Here is a 13806-nt window from a genome sequence, read left to right on the forward strand (position 1 = left end):
AAGAAGTCAGGAGACCCCATGAACGCATCCCTCAAGCCCGACGGCACCACCCTGCAACAGGTCAAACTGCTGATCGACGGTGAATGGGTCCAGTCCCAGAGCCAGGAATGGCACGACATCGTCAACCCGGCGACCCAGGAAGTGCTGGCCAAGGTGCCCTTTGCCACCGCCGCTGAAGTCGATGCCGCGATCGCCGCCGCCCAGCGCGCCTTCCAGACCTGGAAACTGACCCCGATCGGCGCGCGGATGCGCATCATGCTCAAGCTCCAGGCCCTGATCCGCGAGCATTCCAAGCGCATTGCCGCAGTCCTCAGCGCCGAACAGGGCAAGACCCTCGCCGACGCCGAGGGTGACATCTTCCGCGGCTTGGAAGTGGTGGAGCATGCCTGCTCCATCGGCACCCTGCAGATGGGCGAGTTCGCCGAGAACGTCGCCGGCGGTGTGGACACCTATACCCTGCGCCAGCCGATCGGTGTGTGCGCCGGGATCACCCCGTTCAACTTCCCGGCGATGATCCCGCTGTGGATGTTCCCGATGGCCATCGCCTGCGGCAACACCTTCGTCCTCAAGCCTTCCGAGCAGGACCCGCTGTCCACCATGCTGCTGGTGGAGCTGGCGGTGGAAGCCGGCGTCCCGGCCGGCGTGCTCAACGTGGTGCACGGCGGCAAGGACGTGGTGGATGCGTTGTGCACTCACAAGGACATCAAAGCCGTGTCCTTCGTCGGTTCGACCGCGGTCGGCACTCACGTCTATGACCTGGCGGGCAAGCACGGCAAGCGCGTGCAATCGATGATGGGCGCCAAGAACCACGCCGTGGTGCTGCCCGACGCCAACCGCGAACAGACCCTCAATGCCCTGGTGGGCGCAGGCTTCGGCGCTGCTGGTCAGCGGTGCATGGCCACCTCGGTGGTGGTGCTGGTGGGCGCCTCGAAACAATGGCTGCCGGACCTCAAGGCCCTGGCACAGAAACTCAAGGTCAACGCCGGCAGCGAGCCGGGCACCGATGTTGGCCCGGTGGTGTCCAAGCGCGCCAAGGCGCGGATTCTGGAACTGATCGAAAGCGGCGTGAAAGAAGGCGCCAAGCTGGAGCTCGATGGCCGCGGCATCCAGGTCCCGGGCTACGAGCAAGGCAACTTCATCGGCCCGACCCTGTTCTCCGGGGTAACCCCCTCTATGCAGATCTACACCCAGGAAATCTTCGGCCCGGTGCTGGTGGTGCTGGAGGTGGACACCCTGGATCAGGCCATCGCCCTGGTCAACGCCAACCCCTTCGGCAACGGCACCGGCCTGTTCACCCAGAGCGGTGCGGCGGCGCGCAAGTTCCAGAGCGAAATCGACGTCGGCCAAGTGGGTATCAACATCCCGATTCCGGTGCCGGTTCCGTTCTTCAGCTTCACCGGCTCCCGCGGCTCCAAGCTCGGTGACCTGGGCCCGTACGGCAAGCAAGTGGTGCAGTTCTACACTCAGACCAAGACCGTCACCGCCCGCTGGTTCGACGATGACAGCGTCAACGACGGTGTGAACACCACCATCAGCCTGCGTTGAGGAGCCTGACATGAACATTGCATTTATCGGCCTGGGCAACATGGGCGCACCCATGGCCCGCAACCTGATCAAGGCCGGGCATCAGCTGAACCTGTTCGACCTCAACCAGAGCGTGTTGGCGGAGTTGGCGCAACTGGGCGGGCGCGTTGCTGCTTCGCCCAAGGCGGCCGCCGAAGGCGCCGAACTGGTGATCACCATGCTCCCGGCCGCGGCCCATGTGCGCAGCGTGTGGTTGGGTGAAGACGGGGTGCTGGCGGGGATTGGCCGCGGCGTACCGGCGGTGGACTGCAGCACCATCGACCCGCAGACCGCTCGTGAAGTGGCCGCTGTGGCTGCCAAGCAAGGTGTGGCCATGGCCGATGCGCCTGTGTCCGGCGGCACCGGTGGTGCCCAGGCCGGGACCCTGACCTTCATGGTCGGCGCCAGTACTGAGCTGTTCGCCACCCTGCAGCCAGTGCTGGCGCAGATGGGGCGCAACATCGTGCATTGCGGCGAAGTGGGCACCGGGCAGATTGCCAAGATCTGCAACAACCTGCTGCTGGGGATTTCGATGATCGGCGTCAGCGAAGCCATGGCCCTGGGGGATGCCCTGGGCATCGATACCCAGGTGCTGGCCGGGATCATCAACAGCTCCACCGGCCGTTGCTGGAGTTCCGATACCTACAACCCGTGGCCTGGAGTGATTGAAACCGCCCCGGCCTCCCGGGGCTACACCGGCGGCTTTGGTGCCGAGCTGATGCTCAAGGACCTCGGGCTGGCCACCGAGGCCGCGCGCCAGGCGCATCAGCCGGTGGTGCTCGGCGCCGTGGCCCAGCAGCTGTACCAGGCCATGAGCCTGCGTGGGGAAGGCGGCAAGGACTTCTCGGCCATCGTCAACAGCTACCGCAAACCGCAGTAAGGCAAAGATTGTGTAGCCGCCGCAGGTTACGAACGGCTGCGCAGGAGACGTAGCGATCTCAAAGCTGGATAGCGCCAAGCAAGGCCCTGCGGTCCTTTTCGCAGCTTCGCGGGCTCAGCAGCGGCTACAAGGATGGGTGTAGCCGCTGCCGCAGGCTGCGAACGGCCCGAAGGGCCGCAGCGATTTCACGTCTGGCGAAGATTGGTATTGAACGCGGCCCCTTCAGCCGGGGCGTTTGCGGGAACCTGCGTCGGGCAGGTTCCCGCTTTTTTTGGACCAAATAAGAATTCGTCTAAGCTGCAGCCGTTCTAGCCGTTGCAGACTGGTGGGGCAGGCATGAGTGCGTGTGGCGGTGGGTTGAGACGGGTGTCGAGGCCGAAGCGTTCCTGGATCACCACCTGATACAGCCCTTTGGCCAGCAATGGATTGATCAGAATGTTCCAGCTGTGGCGCGACACCGATGAGGGCACCAGCACGAATGGATGGTCGGCCAGCAACTGGTCGGCGAATTTCTGCTGGCCGGCACTGGGAATGCCCGGGATCAGCCAGTTGGGATTGGGCAGGCTGCGCTCATCCACGCGGTAGATGGCCGATGGGTCCTGGATCAGGGCGCCAGTGAGGACATGGGGCACGTTATCCAGTGCGGCAAAGCCCTTGTGCACCGCCACTTCCAGAATCGCCGTGGCCGGATCGGCGCTGCCATACACGGCCTTGACCCCTTTGGAGTTCCAGCGGCCGCCGCACAGCTCGGCACCGATGCCACTGTCCCAGCTATCGGCGTGCCGGGCGGCGTCCAGTCGCCAGAAATGAATCTCGCCGCTGCCCGGAATACTGATCACTGATAGACCCCGTATTCCAGGCGGGTGAGGAACTCGTCCACCAGTTCGAAGCCGATGGGGTTGGTCAGCAGATCCACCGGTTTATGGCCGTCGAGGCCCATCACCGGCTTGGCCATCCAGTCCTGTGCCTCTTCACTGCTGCCGAAGACGTCCTGGGCCTTGGCCAGCACCTGGGCAAAGCGTACCGCGCGGGCACTCTGCTCCGGGTTCAGGGGTTCGTCCGGGGTTTTCAGGCGCCGATGCAGGGTGCGTTCGGAGAGGCCGATGATCTTGGCCAGGACCTGTTCGTCCTTGAGCATGGGGACCGAGGAGACGAACTTGATGATCGCCGTCAGAGGGATGCCTTCCTCGGTCAAGCGATAGATCGAAATGCGGTCGTCAAACCGTGCCCGGCCACCCAGGAGGATGTCCGCAGACTGTTCTTTCAATACCAGTTTGCCCCGCCGTTTGGGGGCAATGCCGGTGCCTGTCAGCGCAACCATGAGTGCTACTCCTGCCTTTGCCATTTGGCAGTGATTATATAGACATTTGGCGGAGCGCGTTGTGTTCAATGGCAATGCCGGAAGGGGAGCCCAGGTCGAAGGGGCCCCCCGGTGCGTTCTGACTCAGGCAAACACGAAGTATTTGCGCACGGTTTCCACCACTTCCCAGGTGCCTTTCATCCCGGGTTCCACCACGAAGATATCGCCGGCACGCAAGTGGATGGGATCGCGGCCATCCGGGGTGATCACGCAGTACCCTTCCTGGAAATGGCAGTACTCCCACTTCTCATAGGCCACTCGCCACTTGCCCGGGGTGCAGATCCAGGTGCCCATGATCTTGCTGCCGTCCTCGCTGGTGTAGGCGTTGAGGTTCACGGTGTGGGGATCGCCCTCGAGTTTTTCCCACTTGCAGGCGTCGAGGACGGGCAGTGGGTGGGTATCGCGCAGAACGGTAATGGGTTGCGACATGCTGTGCTCCTAGCGGGCAGAGAACTGAAGACGCACCCTATAGCGCCCCACGTTCAGGGGGATGTCTGTTCTCGACCTCGGGGTATCCAGAAGCGCAATGCGAGAGTCGCTGCCGGCTGGGGGGTAACGGGCGGCTGGCGCTTGAAACATTCCCTCGACAAAGGGCGGTTTTTTAGCAGGATTTGCGAAATATCTGACGATGCCCGAGTTATTTCGCAAGAATCTTTACTGGTATCGCTCGTATCATTCAGTCCGGAGTGACCGAGAGCCGCACGAATGGAAAATACACCACGCTGGTGGGATATCAGCCCGCCTTTGAGTACCGCGACCCCGACCTGGCCGGGGGACACGCCGTTCCAGGAGGAGCGCGTCTGGCAGTTCGGGCCCGAATGCCCGGTGAATGTCGGGCGCGTAACCCTGTCGCCCCACACTGGCGCCCATGTCGACGCCCCCCTGCATTACCGGCCGGACGGCTTGCCCATCGGCGAAGTGTCGCTGGATGTCTACATGGGCCCGTGCCGGGTCCTGCATTGCCTGGACAGCGGCGCCCTGGTGCAGCCCGAAGCCGTGCTCGGACGCTTGGACAACTTGCCTGCGCGAGTCTTGCTACGCACTTATCCACAGGCGCCGCTGAGCACGTGGGACCCGGACTTTACCGCGGTAGCTCCAGCCACCATCGAACTGCTGGCCAGCCTCGGCGTGCGCCTGATCGGTATCGACACCCCGTCCCTCGATCCCCAGCAGTCCAAGACCATGGATGCTCATAGCACCGTGGCCCGCCACGGCATGGCGATCCTTGAGGGGATAGTCCTGGATGAGGTTGCCGAAGGCGACTACGAACTGATTGCCCTGCCACTGCGCTTTGCCCACCTGGATGCCAGTCCGGTGCGGGCGATCCTGCGCCCCCTGGCCGATTGATTCCTACAATAAATACACAGCTGGCCGTCCGCGCCGTTGTGCATCCCGCCCCGGGTTGCACAGCCTGCGGGTGGTAACCGCTGCCTGAGGCGAGGAGCCCACGCCATGAGCCAATGTCCTTTTTCAAGCAACCCACCGGATGAATGGCATAACGCCGAGCTGAATTTCTCCGATTCCATGAGCTACGGCGACTACCTGGACCTGGGGCGTATTCTCAGCGCCCAGCATCCGCTGTCGCCGGATCACAACGAAATGCTCTTCATCATCCAGCACCAGACTTCGGAGCTGTGGATGAAGCTGATGCTTCATGAGCTCAAGGCCGCCCGCGAGCAGGTGCGCCAGGGCCAGTTGCCCCCGGCGTTCAAGATGCTGGCGCGGGTGTCGCGGATCTTCGACCAACTGGTGCACGCCTGGGCCGTGCTGGCCACCATGACGCCGTCCGAGTACAAGTCGATCCGCCCGTACCTGGGCCAGTCCTCGGGCTTCCAGTCGTTCCAGTACCGGGAAATCGAATTTATCCTCGGCAACAAGAGCGCGGCCCTGCTGCGGCCCCACGCCCACCGTCCCGAGCTGCTGCAGTCCCTGGAAGAATCGATTGCCACGCCGTCCATGTATGACGAAGCGATTGCCCTGATGGCTCGCAGCGGCTTGAGCATCGACCCCGCGCGCCTGGCCCTGAACAGCACCACCACGACTCAGCATGACCCGTCGGTGGAGGCGGCCTGGCGCGAGGTATACGCCAACCCTTCGGCCTATTGGGACCTGTATCAGTTGGCGGAAAAGTTCATCGACCTGGAGGATTCCTTCCGCCAGTGGCGCTTCCGTCACGTGACCACCGTGGAGCGCATCATCGGCTTCCAGCCTGGCACCGGCGGCACCGAAGGCGTGGGCTACCTGCGCAAGATGCTCGACACCGTGCTGTTCCCCGAGTTGTGGCGAGTGCGATCCTCGCTCTGATCCGCAAAACGCTCCGCCTGCCGGGGCGTTTTCATTTGCCTGCCGGCGTCTGATTGCCTGAATCCCTAATGTCGCTGCAGCCGCAGGCTGCGATCGCCTGCGCAGCAGACGTGCTCTTGAGGTCTGGAAGGTCCTGCGGACCTTAGCGCAGCCTGCGGCAGCGGCTACAGAGGTCGTTGCAGAGCGGTAGGCATTGGCGACAGTTGCGCTCTGGAGATAAAGTGGCTGCCTTAAGTACAGAATTTTTACTCTTCCAGGCGGACCACATGTCCCGGACCTTCGAGCTTGAAACCCTCAAGATGCGCCTCAGCGACCCTGAGTTCCGCCCTCTGGACCTGCACCAGCGCATTCAGCGTGCGTTGCGCGGGCTGATCCTCGATGGCGCCCTGGGGCCTGGGGTGAAGTTGCCGGCCAGTCGGGCCCTGGCCAAGTCGCTGGCGGTCTCCCGGGACACCGTGGAAAACGCCTATGTGCAGTTGCAGCGCGACGGTTTTATCCAGCGCCGCGAAGGTTCGGGGAGTTATGTCTGTGAAGCCATCGGTGCCCAGTTGCGCGGCTCGGTCCGCCGCCGCCAGCAGTTGCAGGGGCAGCCGGGGCACAGCCGAGAGCCCGGCGCGGGCCTGAGCCGACGCGGCGCGCTGCTGTTGCAAAGGGGCGGCGTCAGCGATCAGCAGGCCGTCACCGCCTTTGCTACCGGGCTGCCGGAAACCCGCAGTTTCCCGCTGGATGCCTGGGAACGCCTGCAACGCCAAGCGCTGAAGGATTACCGCACCAATGTACTGCTGCATGGAGATCCCCAGGGCGCGCTGCCCCTGCGCAAGGCCATTGCCGCCTACCTGAACCTGGAGCGCGGAGCCAAGGTGCAGCCCGAGCAGATCCTGGTGCTGAGCAGTACCCGCCAGGCGCTGTTTCTGTGCGCGCAACTGCTGGTGGACGCCGGCAAGCCGATCCTGTTGGAGAACCCGGGCTACTTCGGCGCACGCAAGGCATTCGAGGCCGCCGAGGCGCGCATCGTGCCCATCGATGTCGACAGCCAGGGCATTCGCACCGACCTGCTGCGGGCCGACCGCAGTGGCGCCCGCTGTGTCTATGTGACGCCGTCCCATCAGTACCCCACGGGCGTCACCCTGTCCCTGGAGCGCCGCCTGGAACTGACCCGCTGGGCCGCCGAGCAGGAGAAATGGATCATCGAGGACGACTACGACAGCGAGTTCCACTACGACGGTTTGCCCACCGCCTGTGTCCAGGGCCTGGACCCGTATCAGCGCACCCTTTACATCGGCACCTTCAGCAAGACCCTCTACCCGGGCCTGCGCATGGGCTACATGGCCCTGCCCAGCGAGCTGGTGAGCGCCTTCAGCGCGGCCCGCAGCATCATGGACGGGCACACGCCGCAGATCCTCCAGCTGACCTTGGCGCGGTTCATGGAGGAGGGGCACTACAACGCCCATGTGCGGGCCATGCGCAAGCTGTACGCCGAGCGTCGGCAAGCCATGCTCGATGCCATCGGGCGGCATTTGCAGGGCATTGCCGTGGCCTTGCCGCCACCGGGCGGGTTGCAGATTCCTTGCCTGCTGGAGCCCGGCTGGAGCGAAGCGTTGACCCAGCAACGAGCCGCCAGGGCCGGCATCCAGTTGCCGGGGCTCAGCCGGCTGTATTCCGGGGAGCACAAGCAGCCAGGCTGGTTGCTGGGCTACGCCTCGCTGAGCGCCCATGAAATCGAAACGACCATGGCACGCCTGGCCCAGGCCCTGAAAAAGGCCTAGCCAGGCGCTGGCCTTCAGGGTTTGACGGTACGGGCGGTCAACAGAGTGGCCCGGCCATGGATCAGCAGGTGCGCGGTCAAGCCGGCCACCAGCCCCCAAAAGGCACCGCCGACCCCGAGCAGGGTGACGTTGGCCGCGGTGGCGAGGAAGGTGATCAGTGCGGTTTCCCGGGTGGCCGCGTCGGCCATGGCATTGGCCAGGCTGCCGCCGATGGCCCCCAATAGCGCCAGGCCCGCCAGGGCGCTGATAAAGGTCTTGGGTAGCACCATGAACAGGCTGGCCAGGGTCACGCCGAAGGTGCCCACCAGGATGTAGAACAGCCCGCAGGCGATACCGGCGATGTAGCGTTTTTTCGGGTCAGGATGGGCGTCCTTGCCGGTACAGATCGCCGCGGTAATGGCCGCCACGTTGAAGGCATGGGCGCCGAACGGTGCCATCAGCAGCGAACCCAGGCCGGTGACCGTGAGCACTGGATTGGCGCTGGTGCTGTAGCCGTCATTGCGCAACACCAGCATGCCGGGCATGTACTGGCCGGTGAGGGTGATGACGAACAGCGGCAAGGCCACTCCGAGCAAGGCCTGCAGGGAGAACTGCGGCGCGGTGAATGCCGGCACGGCCAGGCTCAAGTGCACTGCAGAAAAGTCGACCCGCTGCTGAGCGATAAGCAGCCCCAGGCCGATGACCAAGATGCCCACCACGGCAAAGCGCGAGGTGAAGCGCCGCAGCAGGGCGTAGGACACCAACAGCACTGTCACCAATAGCGGGTCGGCGCTGGCGCCGCCAAAGGCATTGATCCCGAACTGCAGCAGAATGCCCGCCAGCAGGCCGGCGGCGATGCCCTTGGGGATCATCCGCACCAGCCTGTCGAAGGCCCCTGTGGCACCCAGCAGCATAAAGCCCAGGGCCGAGATCAGGTAGGCACCGATCACCTCGGCATAGGGCGTAAAGGGCATCACCGTGGCCAGGAAGGCCGCGCCGGGTGTGGACCAGGCAGTGATGATCGGCGCCTTGTAACGCAGGCTCAGCCACAGCCCGGTCAGGCCGACACCGACCGACACCGCCCAGACCCAGGACGCGGTCTGGGCCTCTGACAGCCGTGCCAGCTCGGCGGCCTGGAACACCAGGACAAAGGTTCCGCCGTAGTTCACCAGCACTGAAATCAGCGCCGCCACGGTGGGCGAGAAAACATCGGTCCAGCGCAGGCTTGTCGCCGTTCTGTTCATCAGCCGCTCTCCATCCAGAAACAGGCTCCCAGGCTCAGGTGCCGGGAGGGAGTCGATTCTAGAGAGAGGGCGGACTGTTGTTTCAGGCCACATTCACCCTAATTGGCAGACCGCTTTTACGCCGCCGACAAAAAAGCCCGGCCTTGATCCTGGCCGGGCTTTCGGGTGTTGCAATCGTGAGCTTAGTGCAGGGCGGGCTGTCCGGCCTTGCGTGCATGACTCAGGCGGTAGAAGCCCCAAATCACCAGGACCCACACCGGAATCGCATACACCGAGGCGCGGATGCCCGGGATCATCCACATCACGCCGATGATCATCACCATGAACGCCAGGCACAGGTAGTTGCTCAGTGGCGACCAGAACGCCCTGAACGACGGCACCACGCCTTGCTCGGCCATGGCCTTGCGAAAGCGCAGGTGGGTCAGGCTGATCAGCGCCCAGTTGATCATCAGTGCAGCCACCACCAGGGCGAACAACAGCTCCAGCGCTTCGTGGGGCGCCAGGTAGTTGACCAGTACGCAGAGCAGCGTGATCAGCGCGGAAATGCCCAGGGCCAGAATCGGCACGCCCTGCTTGTTGAGCTTCATCAGCGCTTTGGGCGCGTCGCCCTGTTCGGCCAGGCCATAGAGCATGCGGCTGTTGCAGTACACACCGCTGTTGTACACCGACAGTGCTGCGGTCAGGACCACGAAGTTGAGGATCTGCGCCGCCGCATCACTGCCGATCAGCGAGAAGATCTTCACGAAAGGGCTGCTGCTGTAGGCGTCGCCGCCGGCGTTGAGGCTCACCAGCAGTTCATCCCACGGATACAGCGACAGCAGCACGGCCAGGGCGCCGACGTAGAAGATCAGCACCCGGTACACCACCTGATTGATGGCCTTGGGAATCACTTTACGCGGCTCAGCGGCTTCGGCAGCGGTGATGCCCACCAGTTCCAGGCCGCCGAAAGAGAACATGATGAAGGCCATGGCCATCAGCAGGCCGGTGCCGCCGTTGGGGAAGAAACCGCCGTGGGACCAGAGGTTGCTCACCGACGCCTGGCTGCCGCCGCTGCCGCTGAACAGCATGTAGCAACCGAGGACGATCATGCCGACGATGGCCACCACCTTGATGATGGCGAACCAGAACTCGGCTTCACCGAAGAACTTCACGTTCATCATGTTGATCATGTTGACCAGCACGAAGAACACCGCCGCACTGACCCAGGTGGGGATTTCCGGCCACCAGAACTGCACGTACTTGCCCACCGCGGTGAGCTCGGCCATGCCCACCAGGACATACAGCACCCAGTAGTTCCAGCCGGCGAGAAAGCCGAAGTAGCCGCCCCAGTACTTGTGGGCGAAGTGGCTGAAGGAGCCGGCCACCGGCTCTTCGACGATCATTTCCCCCAACTGGCGCATGATCAGGAAGGCAATGAACCCGGCAATCGCATAGCCGAGGATCATCGAAGGTCCGGCGGACTTGAGCACCCCGGCCGAGCCGAGGAAGAGTCCGGTGCCGATCGCCCCGCCCAGGGCGATCAACTGAATATGGCGATTCTTCAAGCCACGCTTGAGTTCACCTTGTTGCAAGGTTTGATCCACTAATGTGCGCTCTCTTCTAGTTGTTATCAGGACCGATCCCGTGGTGAACGGGACCGATCGCGGCTCAATGCTGACGGGATCAGATATTACTCTCGGTAAACCGCTCGTAATACAGCTGAACGCGGTTAAGTTGCTGTTCTTGCAGCCAGGTTCGAATCGAATCGACCATCGGTGGCGGTCCGCAAACGTACAGGTCGCTGTCTTGGTCGCGCAGTTCGCTGCTGTCCAAGTGCTCGGTGATGTAGCCGCGCTTGCCCGACCAATCCGGGTCGGCGTCGCTGATCACCGGGGTGAAGCGAAACCCTTGCAGGCGCTCGCCCAGCGCCTGGATACGCTCCAGTTCGCACAGATCGGCACTCTGGCGCACGCCGTAGTACAGGTGCACCGGTTGCTGGCAGCCCTGCTCGACGATCTGTTCGAGCATCGCCAGCAGCGCCGACAGCCCGGTGCCGCCGGCCACCAGCAGCAGCGGCCGGCTGATCTGGCGCAGATAGAAAGCCCCCAGCGGCGCCTCCATTTCGATGCTGTCGCCCACCAGGCAACGCTCGCGGATGTAGTTGCTCATCACCCCGTCGGGCAGCAGGCGGATCAGGAACTGCAACTGGTTGTCCGCTCCCGGCCGGTTGGCGAAGGAGTAGGCCCGGCTGCTGTCGGTGCCGGGAACTTGCAGGCGTGCGTACTGGCCGGGGAGAAACTCCAGCGGTGCCTCGCTGCTGCCCAGGTCCAGGTGCAGGATGGCGGTGCTGTCCGAGACTTGGCGCACGTCGATCACCGAGCCGGTGCGTCGCACCGGATCGGCGTTGTGGCACAGGCTGGAATCGAAGTCGAAGTAGAACGCCGCATCGGACTGCACCCGGGTCTGGCAGGTGAGCATCTTGCGTTGCTCCAGGTCCTGGGGCGATAGGGCTTCCTCGTCCACATAGTCCTGGCTGTACTGGCCCGACTCGCAACGGCCCTGGCAGGTGCCGCAGACGCCTTCGCGGCAGTCCAGGGGGATCTTGATGCCGTTGCGCAGGGCAGCGTCGAGCAGTATTTCATTGGCCTTGACCGGGAAGAACAGGGTCTTGCCGTCGGCAAAGCTGAACGCGACCTTGTGCGTCATGAAGAGATGTCCGTCGAGTCAGAGGTGGTAGAAGTCGAGCACCGAGTTGATCGTGTCGTTGAGCAGCAGCACGTGCTTGCGCTGGATCAGCCAGCTGTCGCCATGGGGCTTGAGGTCGTAGGTGGCGTGACCGTAGAAGTCCTCGGAGGTGGCCAGGCGATAGAACAGCGTGTGCCAGTTCAGGCGCACCTGCAGCAGCCCGTTGTCGCCCTCGGCGATGCGCAGGTTGCTGACCATGTGCAGGGTGCGCGGCATGGGAATGGTCGAGGCCGCCTTGCCGGTGCGCAGGCGGAACACCCGGTCTTCCAGGCCCGAACGGTTGGCGTAGTAGATCAGCGACATCTCGCGTTTCGGGTCCCGGGTGTAGACGTGTTCCGAGTCCCATTGCGGCAGGTGGAACTCGCTGTCCACGGCGAACAGCTGCAGGTAGGCGTCCCAGTCCTGGGCGTCGCACAGTTCGCACTTGCGATAGAAGAATTGCTCGATCTGGTACTGCAATTGCGCATTCATGTTCATACCTCACGCAGTTTCAGGGACTGGCGCTGCAGGCCGTCGAGGAGGAATTTCTGCCAGTTGCGGTGCTGGTTGACGTACAGCCCTTCATGGGTGATTTCGGTGCCGGTCATGGCCGGCTGGATGCCCAGGTTCTCGCTGTTGGCGGTGGGGCCGGTGGCCCAGCGGTGATGGCCGCGCGAGACATCGCTCCAGCGCTCCAGGCGCCCCTGGAAGCCGCGCTGTGCCTCGCGAAACTCCACCAGGTCGTCCGGCGTGCCCATGCCCGAGACGTTGAAGAAATCTTCGAACTGGCGGATGCGGTTTTCCCGGTCGGCGTCGCTCTCGCCCTTGACCCCGATGCACTGGCTGATGATCTCGGTCTTGTTCCAGGCGATGGGGCGGATGATCCGCAGCTGGGAGCTGATCTGGTCGAGGAAGAACAGGCTGGGGTAGATGTTCAGGTTGCGCAGGCGGTGCATCATCCACTCGGCCTTGGCCTGGCCGTGCTCCTCCACCAGGCGCGGCATGATGCTGGCGTAGCCGGAACGCACCGCCGGGTTGGGCATTTCGCTGAACAGCACGCTGTGGCCGTTGTTGAAGGCGAACCAGCCGTCGTCGGTGCTGGCGTCGCCGGCGCCGAGCTTGCTGTAGTCCAGGGTGGCGCTGCTGCCGGTGCCGTTGTCAGCGTTGACCTGCTGGCGATGCTGCACCGTGGCCACGTAGTTGTAGTGCACGGTGCTGACGTGATAACCGTCCAGGCCGTTCTCGTTCTGCAGCTTCCAGTTACCGTCGTAGGTGTAGGCGGACTTGCCCGGCAGTACTTCCAGCTCACCGTTGGGGGACTGGGCGACCATCATGTCGAAGAAGATCCGCGCGTCGCCCAGGAAGTCTTCCAGGCTGTTGTCGGCGGCCACGTCCAGGCTGATGAAGACAAAGCCCTTGTAGCTGTCGATGCGGGCCTTCTTCAGGCCGCGGGTGGCCTTGTCGAAGCCTTCGTCGTATTCCCCCGGCGCCTTGACCTTCACCAGGCGCCCGTCGCTCTTGTAGCACCAGGCGTGGAACGGGCAGGTGAAGGTCGACTGGTTGCCCTTGCCAACCCGAGTCAGGGTGGTGCCGCGGTGTTGGCAGGCGTTGATCAGGGCATTGAGTCGGCCCTCGCCATCGCGGGTGATGATCATCGGCTGGCGCCCGGCGCGCATGGTGATGAAGTCGTGGTTGTTGGGCAGTTCGCTTTCGTGACAGGCGTAGATCCAGTTTTTCTCGAAGATCAGTTCCATCTCCAGATCGAACAGCTCGGGCTCGGTGAACATCTCCCGGGCGATACGGAACACTCCGTCCGCGGGGCGGAAGTCCAGGCAGCCGTGGATGAAGTCTTGCCACTGCTCGACGCTTCTTGCACCACTCATGAGTCGGTACCTTTTTTATTCAGGTCAATCGGGTGCAGTCATTAGAGAGAGTGCGGGGCGCCGGTGGCTATCCGCTTAGTCGGCCAAGGCCATCCATAAAATTGCCTGGGTAGTTGTGACCCAG

The 13806-nt window shown here is 63.5% G+C and carries 13 protein-coding genes; 5 read left to right on the plus strand and 8 right to left on the minus strand.

Going from position 1 to position 13806, the window contains the following annotated elements; genetic code table 11:
- Window positions 1–18 precede the first annotated feature (18 nt).
- Entirely contained in the window at window positions 19–1545 is a 1527-nt protein-coding gene (locus LOY69_RS03690; RefSeq protein WP_102878272.1) for a CoA-acylating methylmalonate-semialdehyde dehydrogenase, read from the plus strand.
- A gap of 10 nt (window positions 1546–1555) precedes the next feature.
- Window positions 1556–2443, plus strand: a complete 888-nt coding sequence (gene mmsB, locus LOY69_RS03695; protein WP_265074144.1) for a 3-hydroxyisobutyrate dehydrogenase — start codon at window positions 1556–1558, stop codon at window positions 2441–2443.
- A 308-nt stretch (window positions 2444–2751) separates the two neighbouring features.
- Here mmsB and LOY69_RS03700 read toward each other — a convergent pair whose 3' ends face one another.
- From LOY69_RS03700 to LOY69_RS03710, 3 genes are all read right to left on the minus strand, one after another.
- On the minus strand, window positions 2752–3282 hold the full coding sequence (locus LOY69_RS03700; RefSeq protein ID WP_265074145.1) for an RES family NAD+ phosphorylase: 531 nt from the start codon (window positions 3280–3282) through the stop codon (window positions 2752–2754).
- Window positions 3279–3764 (minus strand): antitoxin Xre/MbcA/ParS toxin-binding domain-containing protein, encoded by a 486-nt coding sequence (locus LOY69_RS03705; RefSeq protein WP_102861020.1) that lies wholly within the window; start codon window positions 3762–3764, stop codon window positions 3279–3281. Before LOY69_RS03705 ends, LOY69_RS03700 begins: the two co-directional genes overlap by 4 nt.
- 123 nt (window positions 3765–3887) lie before the next feature.
- Complete coding sequence (locus LOY69_RS03710; RefSeq protein ID WP_102861021.1) at window positions 3888–4232, minus strand: cupin domain-containing protein; 345 nt, start codon at window positions 4230–4232, stop codon at window positions 3888–3890.
- A 276-nt stretch (window positions 4233–4508) separates the two neighbouring features.
- Between LOY69_RS03710 and kynB the strand changes: the two genes are divergently transcribed.
- The 3 genes from kynB (at window position 4509) to LOY69_RS03725 (ending at window position 7873) form a co-directional block, all read left to right on the plus strand.
- On the plus strand, window positions 4509–5150 hold the full coding sequence (gene kynB, locus LOY69_RS03715) for an arylformamidase (RefSeq protein ID WP_265074146.1): 642 nt from the start codon (window positions 4509–4511) through the stop codon (window positions 5148–5150).
- A 105-nt stretch (window positions 5151–5255) separates the two neighbouring features.
- Entirely contained in the window at window positions 5256–6107 is an 852-nt protein-coding gene (gene kynA / locus LOY69_RS03720; RefSeq protein WP_102861023.1) for a tryptophan 2,3-dioxygenase, read from the plus strand.
- A gap of 266 nt (window positions 6108–6373) precedes the next feature.
- Window positions 6374–7873: a PLP-dependent aminotransferase family protein gene (locus tag LOY69_RS03725; RefSeq protein ID WP_265074147.1), complete on the plus strand. Its 1500-nt coding sequence runs from the start codon at window positions 6374–6376 to the stop codon at window positions 7871–7873.
- A 14-nt stretch (window positions 7874–7887) separates the two neighbouring features.
- Here the strand turns inward: LOY69_RS03725 and LOY69_RS03730 are convergent, their stop codons facing one another.
- The 5 genes from LOY69_RS03730 to antA all read right to left on the minus strand — a co-directional run bounded on the left by LOY69_RS03730 (window position 7888) and on the right by antA (window position 13682).
- Window positions 7888–9096: a benzoate/H(+) symporter BenE family transporter gene (locus LOY69_RS03730; RefSeq protein WP_265074148.1), complete on the minus strand. Its 1209-nt coding sequence runs from the start codon at window positions 9094–9096 to the stop codon at window positions 7888–7890.
- Between the two features lie 182 nt (window positions 9097–9278).
- Window positions 9279–10679 (minus strand): amino acid permease, encoded by a 1401-nt coding sequence (locus tag LOY69_RS03735; RefSeq protein WP_265074149.1) that lies wholly within the window; start codon window positions 10677–10679, stop codon window positions 9279–9281.
- Between the two features lie 79 nt (window positions 10680–10758).
- A complete protein-coding gene (gene antC / locus LOY69_RS03740) occupies window positions 10759–11781 on the minus strand; it encodes an anthranilate 1,2-dioxygenase electron transfer component AntC (RefSeq protein WP_170004356.1) in 1023 nt (340 codons plus the stop codon).
- An 18-nt stretch (window positions 11782–11799) separates the two neighbouring features.
- Complete coding sequence (gene antB / locus LOY69_RS03745; RefSeq protein ID WP_047301590.1) at window positions 11800–12291, minus strand: anthranilate 1,2-dioxygenase small subunit; 492 nt, start codon at window positions 12289–12291, stop codon at window positions 11800–11802.
- Between the two features lie 2 nt (window positions 12292–12293).
- Entirely contained in the window at window positions 12294–13682 is a 1389-nt protein-coding gene (gene antA / locus LOY69_RS03750; RefSeq protein ID WP_110595949.1) for an anthranilate 1,2-dioxygenase large subunit, read from the minus strand.
- Between the last annotated feature and the right edge of the window lie 124 nt (window positions 13683–13806).

Source organism: Pseudomonas sp. B21-059, assembly GCF_026016285.1.
GTDB lineage: Bacteria > Pseudomonadota > Gammaproteobacteria > Pseudomonadales > Pseudomonadaceae > Aquipseudomonas > Aquipseudomonas danubii.

Excerpts from the sequence above, each read along its gene's own strand:
- LOY69_RS03690 (WP_102878272.1), top strand. The coding sequence starts at position 19 with ATGAACGCATCCCTCAAGCCCGACGGCACCACCCTGCAACAGGTCAAA.
- mmsB (WP_265074144.1), top strand. The coding sequence starts at position 1,556 with ATGAACATTGCATTTATCGGCCTGGGCAACATGGGCGCACCCATGGCC.
- LOY69_RS03705 (WP_102861020.1), bottom strand. The coding sequence starts at position 3,764 with ATGGTTGCGCTGACAGGCACCGGCATTGCCCCCAAACGGCGGGGCAAA.
- LOY69_RS03710 (WP_102861021.1), bottom strand. The coding sequence starts at position 4,232 with ATGTCGCAACCCATTACCGTTCTGCGCGATACCCACCCACTGCCCGTC.
- kynB (WP_265074146.1), top strand. The coding sequence starts at position 4,509 with ATGGAAAATACACCACGCTGGTGGGATATCAGCCCGCCTTTGAGTACC.
- kynA (WP_102861023.1), top strand. The coding sequence starts at position 5,256 with ATGAGCCAATGTCCTTTTTCAAGCAACCCACCGGATGAATGGCATAAC.
- LOY69_RS03725 (WP_265074147.1), top strand. The coding sequence starts at position 6,374 with ATGTCCCGGACCTTCGAGCTTGAAACCCTCAAGATGCGCCTCAGCGAC.
- LOY69_RS03730 (WP_265074148.1), bottom strand. The coding sequence starts at position 9,096 with ATGAACAGAACGGCGACAAGCCTGCGCTGGACCGATGTTTTCTCGCCC.
- antC (WP_170004356.1), bottom strand. The coding sequence starts at position 11,781 with ATGACGCACAAGGTCGCGTTCAGCTTTGCCGACGGCAAGACCCTGTTC.
- antB (WP_047301590.1), bottom strand. The coding sequence starts at position 12,291 with ATGAATGCGCAATTGCAGTACCAGATCGAGCAATTCTTCTATCGCAAG.
- antA (WP_110595949.1), bottom strand. The coding sequence starts at position 13,682 with ATGAGTGGTGCAAGAAGCGTCGAGCAGTGGCAAGACTTCATCCACGGC.